Genomic DNA, 20,116 nt, shown 5'->3' on the forward strand with positions numbered 1-20,116 from the left:
TTTAAAATTAGAAATTAAGATTCATTCCAAAAATCATCTGTCTGCTTCTTGGATAAGGACTTGAATCTACCCCTGGTGTAAGTGGATTTTTTCTTTTTGTTGAAACTTCAGGGTCAGAACCACTAAAGTCAGTCCAAACAAAAACATTGCTAGCCGTTAAATAAAATCTCAATTTTGAAATTCCTAGTTTAGATGTAAACATTTCAGGTGTAGTATACCCTAATGTTAAAGTATTCAATCTTAAAAAAGATGCATCTTCAACTGCCCAATCAGTAAAAATAGCCGATCTCATATAAGGAGACCACATCGTTGTATTAGCATTAAGAGCTGCTAACGCTTCAGGATTATCTGTTACTAATTGTCCTGTTGCTGGATCTAAATTAGTCCATCTTTGTCCATCAGCCATAGTAGAATTTAAATTTTTATATCTTCCTGAAGCCGTAGCTGTAGAAAATTCAATTTTATCGGCATTGTATACCTCATTACCAATACTCCAGTTAAAAGCTGCCATTAAATCGAAACCATAAGCATTTCCATTAATCACAAAACCTCCTGTGCTTTTAGGGTTAACATTACCAATAACGGTTTTATCATTTACATCTACTTTACCATCTCCATTAATGTCTTTTAATTTCATATCTCCAGGCTTAAGACCGCTTCCGTCTCCTACTAGAGAAGTAGAAGTATTAACCACTCCGCTTTTCAAAACATATTTTCCTCCAACAAAATCAAAGTCAGAAACTTCATATCTACCATCATTTCTATAGCCATACATACTACCTAAAGAAGAACCCACTGCCACTAAATAATCATCTCCAATTTGTGAAGAAGCCCATCCTGTTGCTTGTCCAAAATCACTCATAACCCCTAACGAGTTAATACGATTTTTGTTTATTCCCATATTGAATGAAAAGTTCAATCCGTATTTTGCTTTTTCAATCGCAACAACATTTATAGTAGCCTCAAAACCTGTATTTTGCGTTTCTCCCATGTTACGATATTGGAAATCATATCCAACTCCTGAAACTGGAAAATTGATTAATAAGTCACTTGTAACATTTTTATAAACATCAAAATTACCACTTAAGCGATTTTTGAAAAACGCGAAATCTAAACCAAAGTTCTGAGTCACTGTTGTTTCCCATTTCAAATCTGGGTTAGGCATTGTTTTAGAAGGCGCCCAAACACTAGTAACACCGTTAATCCAGGTAGTTGCTGTAGATTGGAAAATTTGTACTTGCTGTCCAACAGGAATATTATTGTTTCCTGCTTCTCCATAACTTGCTCTTAATTTTAAAAGACTTAACCAGCTTTTATTTTTCAAGAAATTCTCTTCAGAAAGTTTCCATCCTGCAGCAAATGCTGGAAAATATCCCCAACGATTTTGCTCTTGGAATTTACTAGAACCATCTGCACGAAATGTAGCTGTGAAAATATAACGGTTTTTGTAATCGTAATTTGCACGTCCGAAGAAAGATAATAATCTATCATCAGGGCTGTAATAATTATCTACTGATTGTGGAGTTCCTTGTGTTGTTAATGTTTTTGCTTTTTCAAAATCAAAAAAAGTAGGATATCCATGAATTGTCGATGTAAGCGTATTTGTTGTATAATTAATGCTTTCTTCTCCAACAAGAGCCGTCAAATGATGATCTTCTCCCATTATTTTTTTGAAATCATAATTCAACGTATTAGCATTTCTGAAACGTCTCTCCTTACTATCTGACATAATCATTGCAGGCATATTCTGTAACGTAGCCAACGGCGCATTAGCCACATAATAAGTAGTAAGACCGTAAAAACGATAATCTTGATTATTAAAATTATCCAGACCTAAATCTACTTTCAATTTTAAATTATCTACAATTTCCCATCCAAAACTTCCTAACATATTAAAGTTTTTACGAAACTGCTGACGATTATTATCCGAAATAGAAGTAAAAGGATTTATCAACATATCTGTCCCATCCCCATTCACATCTTCTGAAGTTAAACCTGCAACTGGAAGTGGTGCATACCCCACAATAGTACGCATACGTGAATCTGATGAAGATTTCTCATTTTGCTCATTTACACCACCACCGTCAATTTCAGTATCTGAATAACGCACTGTAAAACCAACATCTATCTTATTGCTTAATTTGCTTTTTAAAGCTAATGCTAAGTTATTTCTTTTGTAGTTTGAGCCTACCATGATAGCTTTTTCATCGTAATGAGCATAATTAAAGTTATAATTAAGCTTATCCGTTCCTCCTCTAATTCCTAAATCACGGCTTTGAACTTCACCTGTGTGTCCAAAAATTTGCTCTTGCCAATCATCACCTTTAAGACCTTGGTACAGATCGTGATCTTGCCAATTTCCAAAATACTTTGTATAGCTATCTGGATTAGAAGCTACTTTAGTTCCACTTTGCGAAAGCAAAGCATATTCATATTGCCATTTCGTATAATCCTCTGGAGATAAAACATCAATTTTATTCGCCATCTTTTTCATACCGTAAAACATATTAAAGTTTACGGCCATTTTTCCATCTTTTCCGCTTTTTGTTGTAATAAGAATTACCCCATTTGCACCACGTGATCCGTAGATTGCAGTTGAAGCTGCATCTTTTAAAACCGTCATCGTTTCAATATCAGATGAAGAAATATCATTCATATTATTGATTGGAAATCCATCCACAATAATTAAAGGCGAAGCGTCTTGAGTAAGTGAACCTCCTCCACGAACTCTAATTTTAATATCAGCATCTGGAGAACCCTCTGCGGCAGTTACCTGCACACCGGCAATTCTACCCGTTAAAGCTTCAGCAACATTGGCTACCGGCACTTTTTTCAAATCAGCACCTGAAATAGTAGAAACTGCACCAGTTAAATCAGATTTCTTAGCAGTTCCATATCCAATTACAACAACTTCATTTAAGTTGTTAGAATCTTCAGACATCGTTGCGTTAACCTTCGTTTTTCCCTCGGCAGAAATGTCAATGTTTTTGAATCCTATAAAAGAAAAACTTAATACTGCTTTCGGATTGGTTAGTTTTATTTTGTAATGCCCGTCAAAATCGGTAGAAGTTCCGTTCTTAGTTCCTTTTTCTAAGACGTTTACCCCAGGAAGAGAAAGTCCCGCAGCATCCTTCACGGTTCCCTCTATCGTTGTGCCCTGCGCGTGTACTTGACTACCGATCAATAAGCACAGTAAGAAAACAAGTTTAAAGCAAAAATTTGCTCCTTTGTTTAATAGTTCTTTAAAGTTCATGGTTGATTGTTTAAGTTATTAAAAGTTTTTTCTTTTTGGTTTAAGTGGTTTTTTGTGGTTACTTTCAATTCATTTTATAGTTAATATTTGTGGTTTTTATTTAACAGTAATTTATTTACTCCTCCCCCAAAGCTTTATTCCTGCTCTGTTTTCCATCCTATAACTTAATCGATTTCGAAGATTAAAAACAAAGTTGTAATCGATTACACAAACATAGATATTTTTTTTAAACGAAAAATAATATTTCCCAAAAATTTCATAAAAAAAATTAGATATTAAAAAATATATTGGTTTTTTCTATGACATATATAATTTATCTCGATATAAAATATTAAATATATTTTTATTATTCGCGCATTTGATTCGATTTTTATAAAAAAAACAATCGATTACATGAATAACTATTACGAAATTATTAGGTGTTAATTTTACACTTAAAAAGTTAAAATCAAGCTAAAAAAATTAGAGAGATTTTATTTATATTTTAAAATTTACAATGATTTTACCTATAAATGAAGTCGGCAAGTTGAAGGAAAAAGTAATTTTGACTATAAGTTTACTTCTTTAAAAGCACAAAAAAAGCCCTTAAACAAACGTTAAGGGCTTAAAAAGATAATATATTAAAGTTTATGCAGGCTGCATCTGAACTTGTTTTTGATGTAACCTCATCAATATGAATGTAATAATCATTCCGATTACCGACATCACAACTCCAATAAGGTTTGGAGACGAATAACTGAAACCCGCAGCCAAAGGTAATCCGCCAAGGAAAGCACCTAAAGCATTACCAATATTAAAACTCCCTTGAAGTGATGCCGAAGCAATCATTTCTGCTCCTTTTGCTGTACGAATCATAAGCATTTGAATTGGCGCAATAACCGAGAATGAAATAGCTCCGGTCAAAAAAGTAAGAAACAGCGATACATATTGATTGAATGAGAAAAAGTAAACTAGAATTAAATCTAAAGACATTACTAATAATAAAGCTAATGTCGTTGGCGCTGGCGAAAAACGATCTGCCAATTTACCTCCAACAAAATTCCCCACTACCATTCCTAGTCCTGCTAAAATCAAGATAGAAGAAACATCTTCTGGTGAAAATTTAGACACATTAATTAATAAAGGAGCAATATAACTGATCCAGGCAAAAAGCCCACCAAAACCAATTGCGGTAATTCCGATAATCAACCAAGCTTCTGTCTTCTTAAAGAACTGAAGTTGTGTTTTCATATTTACACTTTCTCCTTTTTCAAGATTTGGCATCCATAGATAAATGGCCAAGAAAGTCAATAATCCAACAATAGCAATTAATACGAAAGTATAACGCCAAATAAAATGATGACCTATATAAGTTCCAATTGGCACACCTATTAAGTTGGCAATAGTTAAACCAGCAAACATTATAGAGATTGCCTGCGCTTCTTTTCCTTTATCTGCCAAACGGCTTGCGACTACCGCTCCCACTCCAAAGAATGCTCCATGCGGCAATCCAGATAAAAATCTAGATGCAAATAAAATATTATAATCGGGAGCAATAATTGACAATGCGTTAAAAACGGCCAACATTAAAGCTAAAATTAAAAGCATTTTTTTAGGTGCATAATTTCTTCCTGCGATTACTAACAAAGGCGCTCCAATAACAACTCCAAGTGCATAAGATGAAATTAAATATCCGGCAACTGGGATTGAAACTTTCATATCTGAAGCAATATCTGGGAGCAATCCCATCATTACAAATTCTGTAATACCAATAGTTAACCCTCCTAAAGAGAGCGCAATAAGACTTTTTTTCATTTTGATTTATTGTAGAAAGGAATAGATTTCTACGAGGCAAAATTAACACCGTTAGCCTTAAAAAAAATTGTAAATTTGTGACATAAAATTGTATATTTAAGTTATGCCTAAATTAAATCAGTTTAAAACGCTTGTTCTTGATGAATTTGAAGAAGAGAAGTTTCATCTCCCTCCGCATACGCATACGTATTATGAAATCATCTATATAAAGAAAGGAAGCGGAATTCATCACCTCAATAACAATCTGCTTCCGTATAAGGCTGGAGATCTATTTGTTATTTCGCCAGACGACGAACATTATTTTGATATAAAGAAAAGTACCCGATTCATTTTTATCAAATTCACAGATAATTATTTCAACTCCAAACAGAATCTTACTTGCGATGAATTTTTAGTAAATACTCCCGAAAGCTTCATGCGTGATAAGATCCTAAAAGAAACGGTTTTGAAGTTTGACGAACCTTGCAAAACGATTTTAAAAAACACGGTTGAAAACATTGTAACCTACGGACATTATATAGATGTTACCTCATCTCCCATTGTTTTCTATCAAATTCTTTCTCTCTTTGGTTTAATTAAAGAAACAATTCGAGGCATGAATTTACAGATGAAATCGACTCATTTGGATAGCGAACAAATTGCGAATTACATTCATCAGAATATTTATCAGCCCAAACTGGTTCAGGTAAAAGTGATTGCAGATCATTTTAATATTGCTCAAACCTATTTTAGTGCTTATTTCAAAAGAACTTTCAGCATCAGTTATCGCGAATACATTCATAATTTAAGAACGACTTTAATCGAAAAAAGATTTCATAACAATCAATTGCCAATTAAACAGATTGCCTACGAATTTGGTTTTACAGATGAAAGTCATTTGACGAATTATTTCAAAAAGCGAAAAAACATGAAACCAACCGATTTTAAGAAACTGTAGTTATTGAAATCTTAAAAAGTAATTTCTGCACACATTTTTAACTAAATTTGTACTTCTAAAAACAATTTCTTTGAAAAAGAAAATCCATATAATGCTGCTTTTTATAACACTCAGTTTCTTTTTGAATCCGAGTTATACCTACGCATGCAATATGGTGCATCATAAAGAAATTGCTTCTAAAGAAGAAAACAGCTGTTCTAAAAAATGCTGCGAAAAGAAAACTTCAAAAAAGGAAAAACACAATTGTGACGGAAAATGTCGTCATTCTGGCTGTACAACTTCTGCATTGCAATTTGTTATTTTAACTTCAAATGATCTTGAGTTACAAAATGATGTTTTCAATTTTTCTTTAAAAAACACTATTTCATCTTACAGTAATTCTACAATTTCTTCTGGATTTACTTCTATTTGGCTGAAGCCGAAAATATAATTATCGTATTTATGACAGCCCATATTGGGTCTTTTTTAAAACGAAATTTTTAATTAATTTTAAAGGAAATAAAATCCTTTACCTAAATATTATATACAATGAAAAAATCAATCATAGCTTTAGCAACAGTACTTACCGTATTATTAAGTGCAAATAACATTCAGGCAAATACAACAAAATTAGAATCGGGAACAACAGAAATCGTTGATGCGAGTCAGCTTCAATCTGTTTATGATGCTTATTTTACTGTAAAAGATGCACTTATTAAAAGTGACAGCAAATTGACTTCGGCGAAAGCCAAAGACTTACTGACAGCGATTACTGCGGTAAAAATGGACAAACTAAAAAGCAACGAACATACGGTTTGGATGAAAGTGGTTAAAAAACTAACTGCCGATGCTAAAAGTATTTCAACAACAACAGATCTTAAAAAACAACGCGAGACTTTTAAATCTTTATCTAAAAACACTTATGATTTAATAAAAGTTTCAAGTCCAGAACAGCCAATCTACAAACAATATTGCCCAATGGCAGATGCTGATTGGTTGAGCAAAGAAAAAGCAGTTAAAAATCCGTATTACGGTTCTTCTATGTTGACTTGTGGAAATGTGGTAGAAACGATTAAATAATATGAAGCTTTACATCAAAAATATGGTGTGCAGCCGATGCAAAATGGCAGTGAAGTCTGAGTTCGAAAAACTCGGACTTCCTACTATTTCTGTTGAATTGGGTGAAGTCGAACTGGAAAAAGAAATCAGCGACGAGCAAAAAGAAGTTCTATTAGAAAACCTTCAAGTTTTAGGTTTTGATTTAATTGACGATAAAAAAACAAAAACCGTCGAAAGAATAAAAAATCTGATTGTCGATTTAGTGCATCATAAAAACAACGAACTTAAAATTAACTTATCTGATTATTTGGCAGAAAACTTAAATCAGGATTATAATTCGTTAAGCAACTTATTTTCCGAAATTGAAAATACCACGATTGAAAAGTATTTCATCAGTCAGAAAATTGAAAAAGTAAAAGAATTATTGATTTATAATGAGCTTTCGTTAAGCGAAATTGCAGATATTCTCAACTACAGCAATGTGGCACATTTGAGCAATCAATTCAAGAAAATTACCGGCTTTACCCCTACTTCGTTCAAACAATCAAAAGATAAAATGCGTATTCAGATCGAGAATATATAGTTGATTTAACCGCAAAGGACGCAAAGAATTTACACAAGGTTCGCAAAGATGTTTTAAGACAAAGCTTTGCGAACTTTGCGTTTTTATATAAAACCCTGCATAGCAAAAAATCCTTGCGTCCTTTGCGGTTAAATAAAATTTTGTAAATCTTACAAATCATTCCCAAAATTGTACAAACCGAACTCACAGATACTTCGGAAATTTGCATTGTAATACTTAAAAACCAATAAAATGACTCATCAATATATAATTTCAGGAATGTCTTGCAACGGATGCCGAACCAAAGTTGAAAAAACTCTAAACGAAGTAGAAGGCGTTCAGGCAGAAGTAACCTTGAATCCGCCAACGGCTACGATTACAATGGACAAACATGTTCCAACAGAAAAATTTCAAGAAGTTTTGTCTGCTGCAGGAAATTATACTATCGAAATGGATTCTCCTAAAAATCATGGCGAAGCTGCTAAATCTTGCTGTTCTGTCCATAAAAAAGAGAACCACGATCATCATAAAACAGAAACTAAAAAAATACATCAGCACAGTGCAAATGGCGTTTATTACTGCCCCATGCATTGCGAAGGCGACAAAACATACAATAAACCCGGAGATTGCCCAGTCTGCGGAATGGATTTAGTTCCGCAAATTGCCATAACTGCAACGCAATTTACTTGTCCAATGCATCCAGAAATCATTTCAAACGAACCTGGCGATTGTCCGATCTGCGGAATGGATTTAGTTCCAATGCAAGCTTCAGAAAGTGAAGAAAACAAAACCTATTCTGATTTATTGAAGAAGATGAAAATTGCGATTTTGTTTACACTTCCTATTTTCATTATCTCAATGTCAGAAATGATTCCGAATAATCCACTCTATAATATAATGTCTATCGAAAAGTGGAATTGGGTTCAGCTTTTATTCTCTATTCCCGTTTTGTTTTATGCAGGATGGATGTTTTTCGTTCGCGCTTACAAATCTATTGTGACTTGGAATTTAAATATGTTTACTTTAATTGGAATAGGAACCAGTGTTGCGTTCCTATTTAGTATTGTCGGAATGTTTTTCCCAGATATTTTTCCATCGGAATTCAAATCACATCACGAAACAATTCATTTGTATTTTGAAGCTGCGACCGTAATTATCACTTTAGTTTTATTAGGACAATTATTGGAAGCCAAAGCTCATGGACAAACAAACGGAGCCATAAAAGAATTATTAAAATTAGCGCCAACTGAAGCGACTTTAGTTGAAAACGGAGTAGATAAAGTAATCTCTATTCATACTATTAAAAAAGGCGATTTACTTCGTGTAAAACCAGGAGAGAAAATTCCGGTTGACGGAAAAATAACTTCTGGCGAAAGCAGCATCGACGAATCTATGATTACGGGAGAACCAATTCCGGTTGATAAAAAAATGGACGATGCCGTCATTTCCGGGACTATAAACGGTACCAAATCATTTGTGATGATTGCTGAAAAAGTAGGATCAGAAACCATGTTATCGCAAATTATTCAAATGGTAAATGATGCCAGCAGATCTCGCGCTCCAATTCAGAAATTAGCCGATCGCGTTTCTAAATATTTTGTGCCGACAGTTGTGATCATTTCGATTTTAACATTCTTTCTTTGGGCAAAATTTGGTCCAGAACCCGCTTACGTTTACGGATTAATTAATGCGATTGCCGTTTTAATTATTGCTTGCCCTTGCGCACTCGGATTAGCAACGCCAATGTCTGTAATGGTTGGAGTGGGAAAAGGCGCTCAAAACGGAATCCTGATTAAAAATGCCGAAGCATTAGAAAACATGAATAAAATTGATGTTTTGATAACCGATAAAACAGGAACAATTACCGAAGGAAAACCATCTGTAGAAAAAATATATTCAATTAATAATGAGGAAGATTTTCTGCTTCAAAACATTGCCTCTTTAAATCAGCATAGCGAACATCCTTTGGCGCAAGCTGTAGTCAATTTCGCGAAAGCAAAAAACACTAAATTTAAAGAAGTTCAAGGTTTTGAAACCATAGCTGGAAAAGGTGTTTTAGGAAACATTGAAAGCAAAAAAGTTGCTCTAGGAAATAAAAAATTAATGGAAGAAATAGGCGCTTCTGTTTCTGATGATTTAGAACAAAAAGTTATTGCCGAACAAAATTTAGGAAAAACTATTTCATATATCGCAATTGACACTATTGTTTTAGGCTATGTTGCCATTACTGATGCTATCAAAGAAAACAGTGCAAAAGCCATTAAAGAATTAATCGCTCAAGGTGTTGAGGTTATCATGATGACGGGCGATAATCATAATACCGCAAAAGCTGTTGCTGAACATTTGCATCTGAGTTCCTTTAAAGCAGATTGTCTTCCAGAAGATAAACTAAAAGAAATCGAACGTCTTCAAGCACAAGGAAAAATTGTAGCCATGGCGGGAGATGGAATTAATGATGCGCCAGCTTTAGCGCAATCGAATATCGGAATTGCAATGGGAACAGGAACTGATGTTGCGATAGAAAGTGCTAAAATTACTTTGGTAAAAGGCGATTTAAACGGAATCGTAAAAGCTAAAAACCTCAGCCATGCCGTAATGTCAAATATCAAACAGAATTTATTTTTTGCTTTTATCTACAATACTTTAGGCGTGCCAATTGCAGCGGGGATTTTATATCCGTTTTTAGGGATCTTACTTTCGCCGATGTTGGCTGCTGTTGCCATGAGTTTGAGTTCAGTCTCAGTAATTGTAAACGCTTTACGATTGAGAAATCTAAAATTATAATTTATGATTAATATCAAATATATCCTAATACTTTCTTTAATCGCTTTTCAGCTAAGGGCTCAAAAAGTAGTGCGTTATGATTTGCATGTTCGTGATACCATTGTCAATTTTTCGCGTAAAGAAAAACGAGCGATTGCAGTAAATGGACAAATTCCGATGCCGACTCTAACTTTTACCGAAGGGGATATTGCAGAAATTTACGTACATAACGAATTAAAAAAGGAAACAACTTCGATGCATTGGCACGGATTGTTTTTACCTAATAAAGAAGATGGCGTTCCGTATTTAACTCAAATGCCGATTGAACCTAGAACTACTCATAAATATACCTTTCCGATTATTCAGAACGGAACGTATTGGTATCACAGTCATTCTGGTTTACAGGAACAAATTGGTTTATACGGCCTTTTTATCATCAATAAGAAAAAAGACGATTCAACGATCAGAAAGGGAATTGACGATTTACCGACAATCCCAGTTATTTTAAGCGAATGGTCGGATTTGAAACCAGAGAATATTCAGCGAATGCTGCACAATGCCAACGATTGGTTCGCAATTAAAAAAGGAACAACGCAAAGTTATGCCGAAGCTGTAAAACAAGGACATTTTTCTACCAAAGTGACCAACGAATGGAAAAGAATGAACGCGATGGATGTCAGCGATGTATATTATGAAAAGTTTCTCATTAATGGTCAAAATGAACAACAGTTTTCTGATCTTAAACCAGGTTCAAAAGTCCGATTGCGAATTGCAAACGGAGGCGCTTCCAGTTATTTCTGGCTGACTTATGGTGGAGGAAAAATCACCGTTGTAGCTAGTGACGGAAATGATGTTGAACCTGTAGAAGTCGATCGTTTGATTATTGCAGTTTCTGAAACCTATGATGTTGTGGTTACAATTCCCGAAGACCATAAATCTTTTGCTTTTTTGGCTACAGCCGAAGATAGAACGGGATCTGCATCTCTATTTTTAGGAAATGGAGAAAGACAGCCTATTCATCATCTTTCGAAATTAAAATATTTTGAAGGCATGAAAATGATGAACGATATGATGAAAATGAACGGCGAAATGAACGACATGGGCATGAATATGTCTTTGAATAAAATGGACATGAATGCCATAATGTATCCAGAAATTTCGGGCGAAGATGAAAATTCTAAGCCTAAAATGGATCATTCTAATCATAATATGGAAGGCATGAAAATGGAAAGTGACAGCACTGAAACTTCAGAAATTGTGACTTTAAATTACGGAATGCTCAAATCTCCTTTTAAAACCAATCTTCCGAAAGATGCACCTGTAAAAGAATTACGTTTTACGCTTTCTGGAAATATGAATCGTTATGTTTGGAGTTTGGACAATAAAGTGGTTTCTGAAACCGATAAAATTTTAATTAAAAAAGGAGAAAACGTTCGTATTGTTTTATACAACGGTTCGATGATGCGCCACCCAATGCACTTACACGGACATGATTTTAGAATTTTAAATGAACACGGAGATTATTCTCCACTGAAAAATGTGATTGATATTATGCCTATGGAAACCGATAAGATCGAATTTCAGGCAAATGCTGATGGCGACTGGTTTTTTCACTGTCATATTTTATATCACATGATGGCTGGAATGGGGAGAATTTTCAGTTACGAAAATTCAGCTCCAAATCCGTTGATTCATCATCCAGAAATGGCTTTCAAAATGCTGAAAATGGATGACCGTATGTTTCATTTTATGGCTGAAAATGATTTTGCAACCAACGGAAATGATGGTGAAGCCATGTTCAGCAACACACGTTGGAGCATCGGAACGGAATGGAGATTGGGTTACAACGACAAACATGGCTACGAAACGGAAACACATATTGGACGTTACATCGGAAAAAATCAATGGTTAATGCCTTTCATTGGTTTTGACTGGCGCTATCGAAAAATGGGAATGGACGAACAGGAACAAAATCTTTTCGGGCAGAAAAATACCAAAGACAATCGTTCGGTTTTTAGTGCCGGTGTCGAATATACTTTACCAATGCTCATAAAAGCACAAGTTGAAGTTTATACGGATGGAAATGTTCGTTTACAATTTGAACGAAAAGATATTCCGCTTTCGCAAAGACTTCGAATGAATTTAATGTGGAATACCGATAAAGAATATATGGCGGGATTGAAATATATTGTTGCCCGAAACTTCGGAATCACAACACATTATGACAGCGATATGGGAATTGGATTTGGGGTAAATTTGAATTATTAATTTAATTTTTCACCATATAAGTGATTTAAGTTCATTGAAAAGAATTCTAAGTAATGAAATAAATTTTATCTTAGTTTTCTTAAAATCAATAATCATGAGGAAAACATCTTTTTTACTTCTCCTAATCCTTGGAATAACTTTAACAAGCTGTGATCCATCACAGGGTATTTTGTTTACTAATAAAGGAGAAAGTAATGTCAAAGTAAAATTGATAATAAATCCACAAGTGATAAACGATCAATTGGATGAAATGAAAAAAGGAGATTCAATTGTTTTTAATTTAGTCCCTCATAATCCTGAAGAAAAAGAAGGCTATATTTATTTTGGAAGAGGACGATGGAACGATAAAAATATTAGTGAAATTAGCAAATCTATTAAAAGCATTGAAATTGAAAATGATAACTATAAGATCATTTTCAAATCACAACAAACAATGCATAAATTACTAAAAGAAAATTATAAAGGCATAATTATGAAATCTTTAAACATTGAAATTGACGACAATTTTTTTAACTAAAATATGAGAAAAATCTATTTTACATTACTTTTTATTTCACTAATAATCTTAGCAGGTTGTAATAATAGAGAATCTAATTTGAAATTTGAAAAAGACGTAATGTATAAAGTTTATCCTGCACTAATTGATTCTATTTGGGTAAATGCTGTGCTAACTTATGTCCCGCCTCCACCGCCAGGAGTTGATCCATCAGAATATAAACTGAATCGACGAAATGAATCAAACAAGCGATTCAATAAAGAGCTAGCAGAATTTAAAAAAAAGAAATTTCCAGTTGATCTTGTTTTTTTGGATAAAACAGTTGTAAGAAACAATTCTAAAAAACTTCAAGACCACTTTAAAGATGCCGTAACTTCAGAAAACAATACTTTAGATACTCTCAATTATAAGTTTAATAGAAAAAGATTAGATTCATATCAAGCTTTTAAGCTTCATTACGTTCCAAGAATACCACGTGGAAATGACCGAAGATTTTACAATGAATGCTGTTATTCTATAAGAGGAGTTATTAGTTTAAGCAGAATTCAATTTGATGATGAAAAAAAATATGGCATTCTCACTGCAGGAAGTGAATGTGGCGGTATGTGCGGGTATGGTTATCGAATTTTCATCAAAAAAATAAAAAACAAATGGGTCGTGGATAAAATAGAAGATGCTTGGATTGTCTAAAAAATGATTTTAAAAACAAATGAAATTTATACAACTTACCCTTATATTATTAATTGGTTACACTTCCTTTGCCCAATTTGCTGTAATAAAAGATAACGATGGATATGTAAATATTAGAACAGAAGCTTCAAAAGGAAATAACATTTCAGATAAGCTAAACAATGATTTTGTTGTCTATTGCTTTGAACCAGTAAACAATTGGATCAATATAGATTATTCTAAAAACAACAAAGATTTAAGTGGTTATTTATACAAAGATAGAGTTAAGTATTTATCAGATTTCGATAAAATTCCGTTAGTAAAGGAAACTAAAACGAAAGTTGTTTTCCAAAAAGCTGATATTACTATTAGTATTGAAAGTAAAAATTTCCAATCAAACACTGCAAAACTTAGCTATTTTAAAGACAATAAATCGATCGTAGAAAAAATTAACGGGAAGCATTTTTGGGGAACTGACGGCGGAATTCCTAAAACAACTTTTAAATCCATAACGATAACCATAGGATCTCAAACTATTGAACTTCCTAAAAATGCTTTCGAGGATTTATTTGAACCGAATCTTTTTAGAACTCAAATAAATTATGACAAAGACTCTAACATTTTATATATTTCTTCAAGCAATAGCGATGGTGCCGGAAGTTATGAATTGGCTTGGGTTATAGAAAAAGGTCAATATAAAGAGCGTAAAGTTGCTTATGGCTTTTAATGTTTTAATCCACTTTTATCAAAACATTAACAATCAAACTATTCTTACAGATATAAAATCAATTTATATTTGATTTACCAATTATAATCTCTAACACTAAAAAACATTTAAAAATGACAAAAGTTATCACGGTAGTAACAGTTGCTTTATTTTCGATCGGTGTAATGGCTCAGGAAACAAAACCTGCAACAAAAGAAAAAGCAAAAAAGGAATCTTGTTGCAAAAAGACCTCAACTGAGAAAAAAGATAAAAAGTCTTGTTGTGTTAAAAAATAATTGAAATGATGATTTCATGGAAAAGGCCTCAAAAATATTTGAGGCCTTTTTTTATACTGTTGTGAAACTTTGCCACGGTTTAAAACTTTGCCAAAGTTCATAAATTGTAATTCGTGAATTCGCGGCAAAAAAACTATTTAACTCGAATACTCCATTCAAAATCCATTTCAGAAACCTGAACACCTTCTTCGTTAGTTCCAATAGATTTCATCCAGAACGTCTGCCCTTCTCCAGTTTCTAGGGTTTTCTTTATTGCCTCTGTAATTAAATGCCCGTCATTGCAGACAAAAGTAATCCTTCCTGTCGCTTTTTTTGTGAAGTTCCCTTTGTTGTTGGCTACTAACATCGAAATTTTTTTTCCACTTTGCTGAATCTGAGAAATCACTAAAGCTCCCGTTGTAAGCTCTGCCGCCATAGCTTGAACAGCAAAATACATGGAGTTAAACGGATTCTGATTGATCCAGCGATGCTTGACACTTACAATGCAACTATCACTATCAATTGCTTTTACACGCACACCACAAAAGTATGCAGAAGGTAATTTGAACAAGACGAATTTGTTAAGTTTTGAGACCGAAAGTGCCATATGATTTGTTTTTTCTTGTAAAAATACAAAAAAACTATGCATGCACAATAAATTATTCGCATATCAAAAGATTCCCAATAAAGACAAGCATTCGGAATGATTTTCAGTCTTTTAAATGTTATTTCACTGTTTTAAATTTGTTAATTTTTTGTTAATATTTGGTACTATGCAAAACAAGATACTGTCTTTTAGACATATATTTGCATAAGAAATTACTATATACTTTTAATCATGGAAACAACAACACCACTCATCATGGAAAAAACATCAGAAAAGAATACAGCATCATTTACTCATTTGAGTACTTTAAGCCAATATATAATTCCGTTTGGGAACTATATTTTTCCGCTAATCATTTGGACAAACTATAAAGACAAGTCTGAATTTGCAGATCATCACGGAAAACAAGCTTTAAATTTTCAGTTAAGCATTTTGCTTTACAGTTTGATCTTAGCACTTATTGCTATTCCGATTTTCGTTACTGTTTTTTTGCAGAATCTTCCGTTAGAAGCTGTTTTTAATGACGACGATTTTGTAATTAGAAACTTTAACTTTCAAGCAAACATTGGACTTTTAAGTGTTGGAATTACCGCTGTGGTCCTTTTTGGAGTTTTAAAATTCGTTGAATTCTTTTTAGTGATCTATGCTTCAATAAAAGCTTCAAACGGAGAATTATACAAATATCCGCTTACGATTCCTTTTATAAAGTGACACTAAAAAATTAAAAGTTATAGTCGAAACATCAATCAAATCAAATAAGTTTCGCAATCAATCATCAATCAAATTATCATCAATCAAAAAACGAATTGTTCAATCAAAAAAAAACAAAATGAAATTATGAACATTGAAAACACAAAAGCACAGATGCGCAAAGGTGTTCTTGAGTTTTGCATCTTATCAGTTCTAAAAGAAAAAGACGCATATACATCTGAAATATTAGACACTTTAAAAAACGCAAAATTACTAGTTGTAGAAGGAACCGTTTACCCGTTGTTAACTAGATTAAAAAATGACGGTTTACTTAATTATCGCTGGGAAGAATCGACCTCTGGGCCACCACGAAAATATTATGGGTTAACCGAGATAGGACAAACTTTTTTAAACGAACTTAGCGGCACCTGGACAGAATTATCTGACGCCGTAAATCTAATCACCAATCAAAATCAATAAGTCATGAACAAAACAGTAAATATTAACTTAGGCGGGATGTTTTTTCACATCGATGAAGATGCATACTTAAAATTGACACGCTACTTTGACGCTATAAAACGATCACTTAACAACTCATCTGGACAAGATGAAATTATTAAAGATATCGAAATGCGTGTTTCTGAATTGTTGACAGAAAAACAAAAAAGCGAAAAACATGTTGTTGGACTGAAAGATGTTGACGAAGTGATTGCTGTAATGGGTCAACCAGAAGATTATAGAATTGAAGACGAAGAAAATGCAAATCAATCTTTCAATAACTACAGCGCAAGAAAACACAAAAAATTATATCGTGACAAAGAAAATGGTATGATTGGCGGTGTAGCGACAGGTTTAGGACATTATTTCGGAATTGACGCCGTTTGGATTAAAATCATATTCTTAATCTTTGTTTTTGCAGGTTTTGGAACAGGAATCTTAGCTTACTTCGTTCTTTGGATTGTAACTCCTGAAGCTGTTACAACTTCTGAAAAATTGGAAATGACAGGAGAACCAGTAACCATTTCTAACATCGAAAAAAAAGTTAGAGAAGAAATTGATTCGCTTTCTGAGAAATTCAAAAATGCGGATTATGACAAAATGGGAAACCAAGTAAAGTCGGGAGCTGGGAGAATAAGTAGTTCATTTGGAGACTTTGTCATGACGGTTTTTAAAATCTTTGCTAAATTTTTAGGCGTAATTTTAATTATCTCAGGGATTTCTACCTTAATCATGTTATTGATTGGCGTATTTACTTTAGGAACTAATATTTTTATTGATTTCCCTTGGCAGAATTTTGTTGAAGCTGGAAACTTTACAGAATACCCGCTTTGGTCGTTCGGATTGTTAATGTTCTTTGCTGTTGGAATACCGTTTTTCTTCTTAACTCTTTTAGGATTTAAACTGTTATCTCCAAATTTAAAATCAATCGGAAACATAACAAAATACACTCTTTTAGCTCTTTGGATTATTTCTATCGCAATTCTTACTAGTATCGGAATCAAACAGGCAACTGAAATTTCATACGATAATAAAGTAGTAGAGAAAAAAGTTCTGGCAATCAAACCTACCGATACTTTATACATTAAGTTCAAGTACAATGATTATTACACAAAAAGCTTGAACCACTATAGAGAATTTGAGTTTGTACAAGATTCTGCAAACAAAGAACTGATTTATTCTAATGATGTACGTATACACGTATTACGCACAGACGAATCGACTCCATTTATGCAGATTGAAAAAAGTGCAAGAGGAAACTCTTTTACAAATGCTAAAAAAAGAGCAGAAAAAATCGATTATAAGTTTCAAGTTAACGGAAATCATTTAATTTTGGATAACTATTTTCTGACAGATGTAAAAAACAAATTTAGAGGCCAAGAAGTTGACATCTATCTTTACTTACCAGAAGGGCAATTAGTTAAACCAGATTCTTCTGTAAGAGATTACTATAATTCAGATGACAATTTCTTTGAATTAAATTACAACGGAGATTACAATTACAAAGTTATCGGGTCTAAAGTAAAATGTTTAAACTGTCCTGCTGATGAAGATAATGATAATGATGAAACTGACTACGAGAATATAAACGAAGAAGTTAATAATGCCATTAATGATGCTCAAATTGAAGCCAATGATACGGTAAGAGAAGTTTCGGTTAAAATTAACGGAAAAGAAGTTATTAACGGAAAAAAAACTAAAGGAAGACTAACCACTGATAAAAACGGAGTAATAATCAAAACTAACTAAACCATGATAAAAATAATCATTCATATTACGAAATTTATAATCATAGCTATTACTGCTTTATTGTTTGCTTCATGTAATTTTAACATGAATGCAATTGAAGGAAGCGGCAATGTTACAACAGAAAAAAGAACCGTTCAAGGAGAGTTTAAAAACATCTCTGTAAGCAATGCTATCGATTTGGTTATTGTACAGTCTGATGTTACAGAAATTACCGTTGAAGCTGATGACAATCTTCAAAAAGAAATCGTTACTAAAGTAGAAAACGGAACACTTATTATAGAATGCAAATACAGCTCTTTCCGCAATATTACATCAAAAACGGTAACGGTAAAAATGCCTGCTATTCATAAAATAGAAGCTTCAAGCGCTTCAACTGTCGAAACCAATGGACTTATTCAAGGTGAAGACATTACTTTAGAAGCCTCTAGTGCAGCTTCGATGGATGTTAAAATTGAATCTGACAGAATCGCAATAGATGCTGGAAGTGGCGGATCTATAGATATTGAAGGTAAAGCATTAAGTCTTACTACTTCTGTTTCTAGCGGAGGAAGTATTGATGCCGAAAAATTAATGGCCAATGATGTTCAGGCAGATGCTTCAAGCGGAGGAACAGTTTCTGTACGACCAATCTTAAGCTTAAAAGCAGACGCTTCTAGCGGAGGAAATATTAACTATGGCGGTACTCCAAAAACAATTGAAAAATCGGCAACATCTGGAGGAAGCGTAAATAAAAGCTAAAAACGCAACTGTTAAATATAAACGAAATCATTCATCAAAAGTGGATGATTTTTTTATATTTGTCAAAATCAAATCTAGAATTAATGAAAAAAAGTACAGCCCTGCTCCTATTATTATGTGTTACGACTCTTACTTTCGCTCAAAAAAGAGAAAAAATTAAAGGTTCTAAAATTGTGACAACCTCAATAAAAGAAGTTGGAAGTTTTGATGCCCTTGAAGTCGATGATAATATTGAAGTTTATTTGGAACAAGGAGAAAAAAACGAAATTAAAATTGAAGCCGATGACAATCTTCACGATATCATTGGAATGGATTTAAGAGAAAAAACACTTCGATTATATACCAATAAAGAATCTTCTATATTCAAGAAATTATCTGTTAAGGTTACTTATACTAAATCATTAAATAAAGTAATCACTAAAAATGAAGCTATTGTTTATGCTATTCAGGAATTGCAATTAGATGATATTACGATGAATTGCGTTGATTATTCTAAATTGTATCTGAATGTAAATGCAAAGAGATTTACTTTAATTGCCGATGATAAATCTAGAACAGAATTAAACTTGAAAGCCGAAGACGGAAATTTACAATTGAGTAAAAATGCCGTGGTTAAAACATTGGTTTCTGCTGTAAAATTCAAATGTGATTTGTATCAAAAAGCAACTGCTGCAATTGAAGGCATTGCCGAAAAAGCAACTATTAGATTAGACAATAATTCTGTTTTTACAGGAACAAAATTTACTTTGAAAGATGCAAATGTTACCGCTGAAGGTTCTGCCGTTGCTACTATTTTAGCAGATACCACCATTGCAATAGCAGCTGGAGACAAGTCTGAAATTTCATTATATGGCGATCCAAAAATAGACCTTACACGCTTTAGCGAAGAAGCAAAACTAATTAAAAAGCCAGGCGCAACAAAAGCAAAAACAACGACATTGTAAACTTTTTAAAGTTTAAAAATCAATATACCGAAAAAGAAAAATCCCAGTCTAAAAATTTTAGACTGGGATTTTTTATTACAAAGATTTCAAAGTTCCAACAACTTGAAACCTGAAACTTGAAACTTTTTA

Annotated in this window: 18 protein-coding genes; 15 read left to right on the top strand and 3 right to left on the bottom strand. The window is 33.2% G+C overall.

What is annotated here, in order from left to right:
* Positions 1 to 7 precede the first annotated feature (7 nt).
* Together QLQ95_RS04285 and QLQ95_RS04290 are read right to left on the bottom strand one after the other, a co-directional pair.
* Positions 8 to 3,253 (bottom strand): SusC/RagA family TonB-linked outer membrane protein, encoded by a 3,246-nt coding sequence (locus tag QLQ95_RS04285; RefSeq protein WP_320493129.1) that lies wholly within the window; start codon positions 3,251 to 3,253, stop codon positions 8 to 10.
* A gap of 627 nt (positions 3,254 to 3,880) precedes the next feature.
* Entirely contained in the window at positions 3,881 to 5,047 is a 1,167-nt protein-coding gene (locus QLQ95_RS04290) for an MFS transporter (protein WP_095929455.1), read from the bottom strand.
* Positions 5,048 to 5,150: 103 nt separating this feature from the next.
* Between QLQ95_RS04290 and QLQ95_RS04295 the strand changes: the two genes are divergently transcribed.
* The 10 genes from QLQ95_RS04295 (at position 5,151) to QLQ95_RS04340 (ending at position 14,782) form a co-directional block, all read left to right on the top strand.
* Complete coding sequence (locus QLQ95_RS04295; RefSeq protein WP_095929454.1) at positions 5,151 to 5,984, top strand: AraC family transcriptional regulator; 834 nt, start codon at positions 5,151 to 5,153, stop codon at positions 5,982 to 5,984.
* A 70-nt stretch (positions 5,985 to 6,054) separates the two neighbouring features.
* The gene (locus QLQ95_RS04300) at positions 6,055 to 6,414 is read left to right on the top strand and encodes a hypothetical protein (protein ID WP_253251800.1); all 360 of its coding nucleotides are present in this window, start codon (positions 6,055 to 6,057) and stop codon (positions 6,412 to 6,414) included.
* A gap of 98 nt (positions 6,415 to 6,512) precedes the next feature.
* On the top strand, positions 6,513 to 7,043 hold the full coding sequence (locus tag QLQ95_RS04305; protein WP_320493128.1) for a DUF3347 domain-containing protein: 531 nt from the start codon (positions 6,513 to 6,515) through the stop codon (positions 7,041 to 7,043).
* A gap of 1 nt (position 7,044) precedes the next feature.
* A complete protein-coding gene (locus tag QLQ95_RS04310; RefSeq protein WP_482502776.1) occupies positions 7,045 to 7,605 on the top strand; it encodes a helix-turn-helix domain-containing protein in 561 nt (186 codons plus the stop codon).
* A 231-nt stretch (positions 7,606 to 7,836) separates the two neighbouring features.
* A complete protein-coding gene (locus tag QLQ95_RS04315) occupies positions 7,837 to 10,368 on the top strand; it encodes a heavy metal translocating P-type ATPase (protein ID WP_482502778.1) in 2,532 nt (843 codons plus the stop codon).
* Between the two features lie 3 nt (positions 10,369 to 10,371).
* Positions 10,372 to 12,615: a multicopper oxidase family protein gene (locus tag QLQ95_RS04320; RefSeq protein WP_482502780.1), complete on the top strand. Its 2,244-nt coding sequence runs from the start codon at positions 10,372 to 10,374 to the stop codon at positions 12,613 to 12,615.
* Between the two features lie 94 nt (positions 12,616 to 12,709).
* Positions 12,710 to 13,132, top strand: coding sequence for a hypothetical protein (locus QLQ95_RS04325; RefSeq protein ID WP_482502781.1), 423 nt, complete (start codon positions 12,710 to 12,712; stop codon positions 13,130 to 13,132).
* Positions 13,133 to 13,135: 3 nt separating this feature from the next.
* Positions 13,136 to 13,801 (top strand): hypothetical protein, encoded by a 666-nt coding sequence (locus QLQ95_RS04330; RefSeq protein ID WP_482502783.1) that lies wholly within the window; start codon positions 13,136 to 13,138, stop codon positions 13,799 to 13,801.
* A gap of 19 nt (positions 13,802 to 13,820) precedes the next feature.
* Positions 13,821 to 14,507 carry a hypothetical protein gene (locus QLQ95_RS04335; RefSeq protein WP_482502784.1) on the top strand — a complete coding sequence of 229 codons (687 nt, stop codon included), beginning with the start codon at positions 13,821 to 13,823 and terminating at the stop codon, positions 14,505 to 14,507.
* Positions 14,508 to 14,620: 113 nt separating this feature from the next.
* Positions 14,621 to 14,782, top strand: a complete 162-nt coding sequence (locus QLQ95_RS04340; RefSeq protein WP_250837310.1) for a hypothetical protein — start codon at positions 14,621 to 14,623, stop codon at positions 14,780 to 14,782.
* A 133-nt stretch (positions 14,783 to 14,915) separates the two neighbouring features.
* Here QLQ95_RS04340 and QLQ95_RS04345 read toward each other — a convergent pair whose 3' ends face one another.
* Entirely contained in the window at positions 14,916 to 15,368 is a 453-nt protein-coding gene (locus QLQ95_RS04345; protein ID WP_095929567.1) for a DUF4442 domain-containing protein, read from the bottom strand.
* 255 nt (positions 15,369 to 15,623) lie between these two features.
* Here QLQ95_RS04345 and QLQ95_RS04350 point away from each other — a divergent pair, with 255 nt between their 5' ends.
* The 5 genes from QLQ95_RS04350 (at position 15,624) to QLQ95_RS04370 (ending at position 19,987) form a co-directional block, all read left to right on the top strand.
* Positions 15,624 to 16,079: a DUF4870 domain-containing protein gene (locus QLQ95_RS04350; protein WP_095929566.1), complete on the top strand. Its 456-nt coding sequence runs from the start codon at positions 15,624 to 15,626 to the stop codon at positions 16,077 to 16,079.
* 126 nt (positions 16,080 to 16,205) lie between these two features.
* Positions 16,206 to 16,538, top strand: coding sequence for a PadR family transcriptional regulator (locus QLQ95_RS04355; protein ID WP_008464689.1), 333 nt, complete (start codon positions 16,206 to 16,208; stop codon positions 16,536 to 16,538).
* A gap of 3 nt (positions 16,539 to 16,541) precedes the next feature.
* Entirely contained in the window at positions 16,542 to 18,305 is a 1,764-nt protein-coding gene (locus tag QLQ95_RS04360; RefSeq protein WP_428239114.1) for a PspC domain-containing protein, read from the top strand.
* A gap of 3 nt (positions 18,306 to 18,308) precedes the next feature.
* Positions 18,309 to 19,043 (top strand): head GIN domain-containing protein, encoded by a 735-nt coding sequence (locus QLQ95_RS04365; protein WP_428239113.1) that lies wholly within the window; start codon positions 18,309 to 18,311, stop codon positions 19,041 to 19,043.
* A gap of 83 nt (positions 19,044 to 19,126) precedes the next feature.
* The gene (locus QLQ95_RS04370; protein WP_253251799.1) at positions 19,127 to 19,987 is read left to right on the top strand and encodes a GIN domain-containing protein; all 861 of its coding nucleotides are present in this window, start codon (positions 19,127 to 19,129) and stop codon (positions 19,985 to 19,987) included.
* The last annotated feature ends 129 nt before the right edge of the window (positions 19,988 to 20,116 follow it).

Source organism: Flavobacterium sp. B330r (assembly GCF_056824325.1).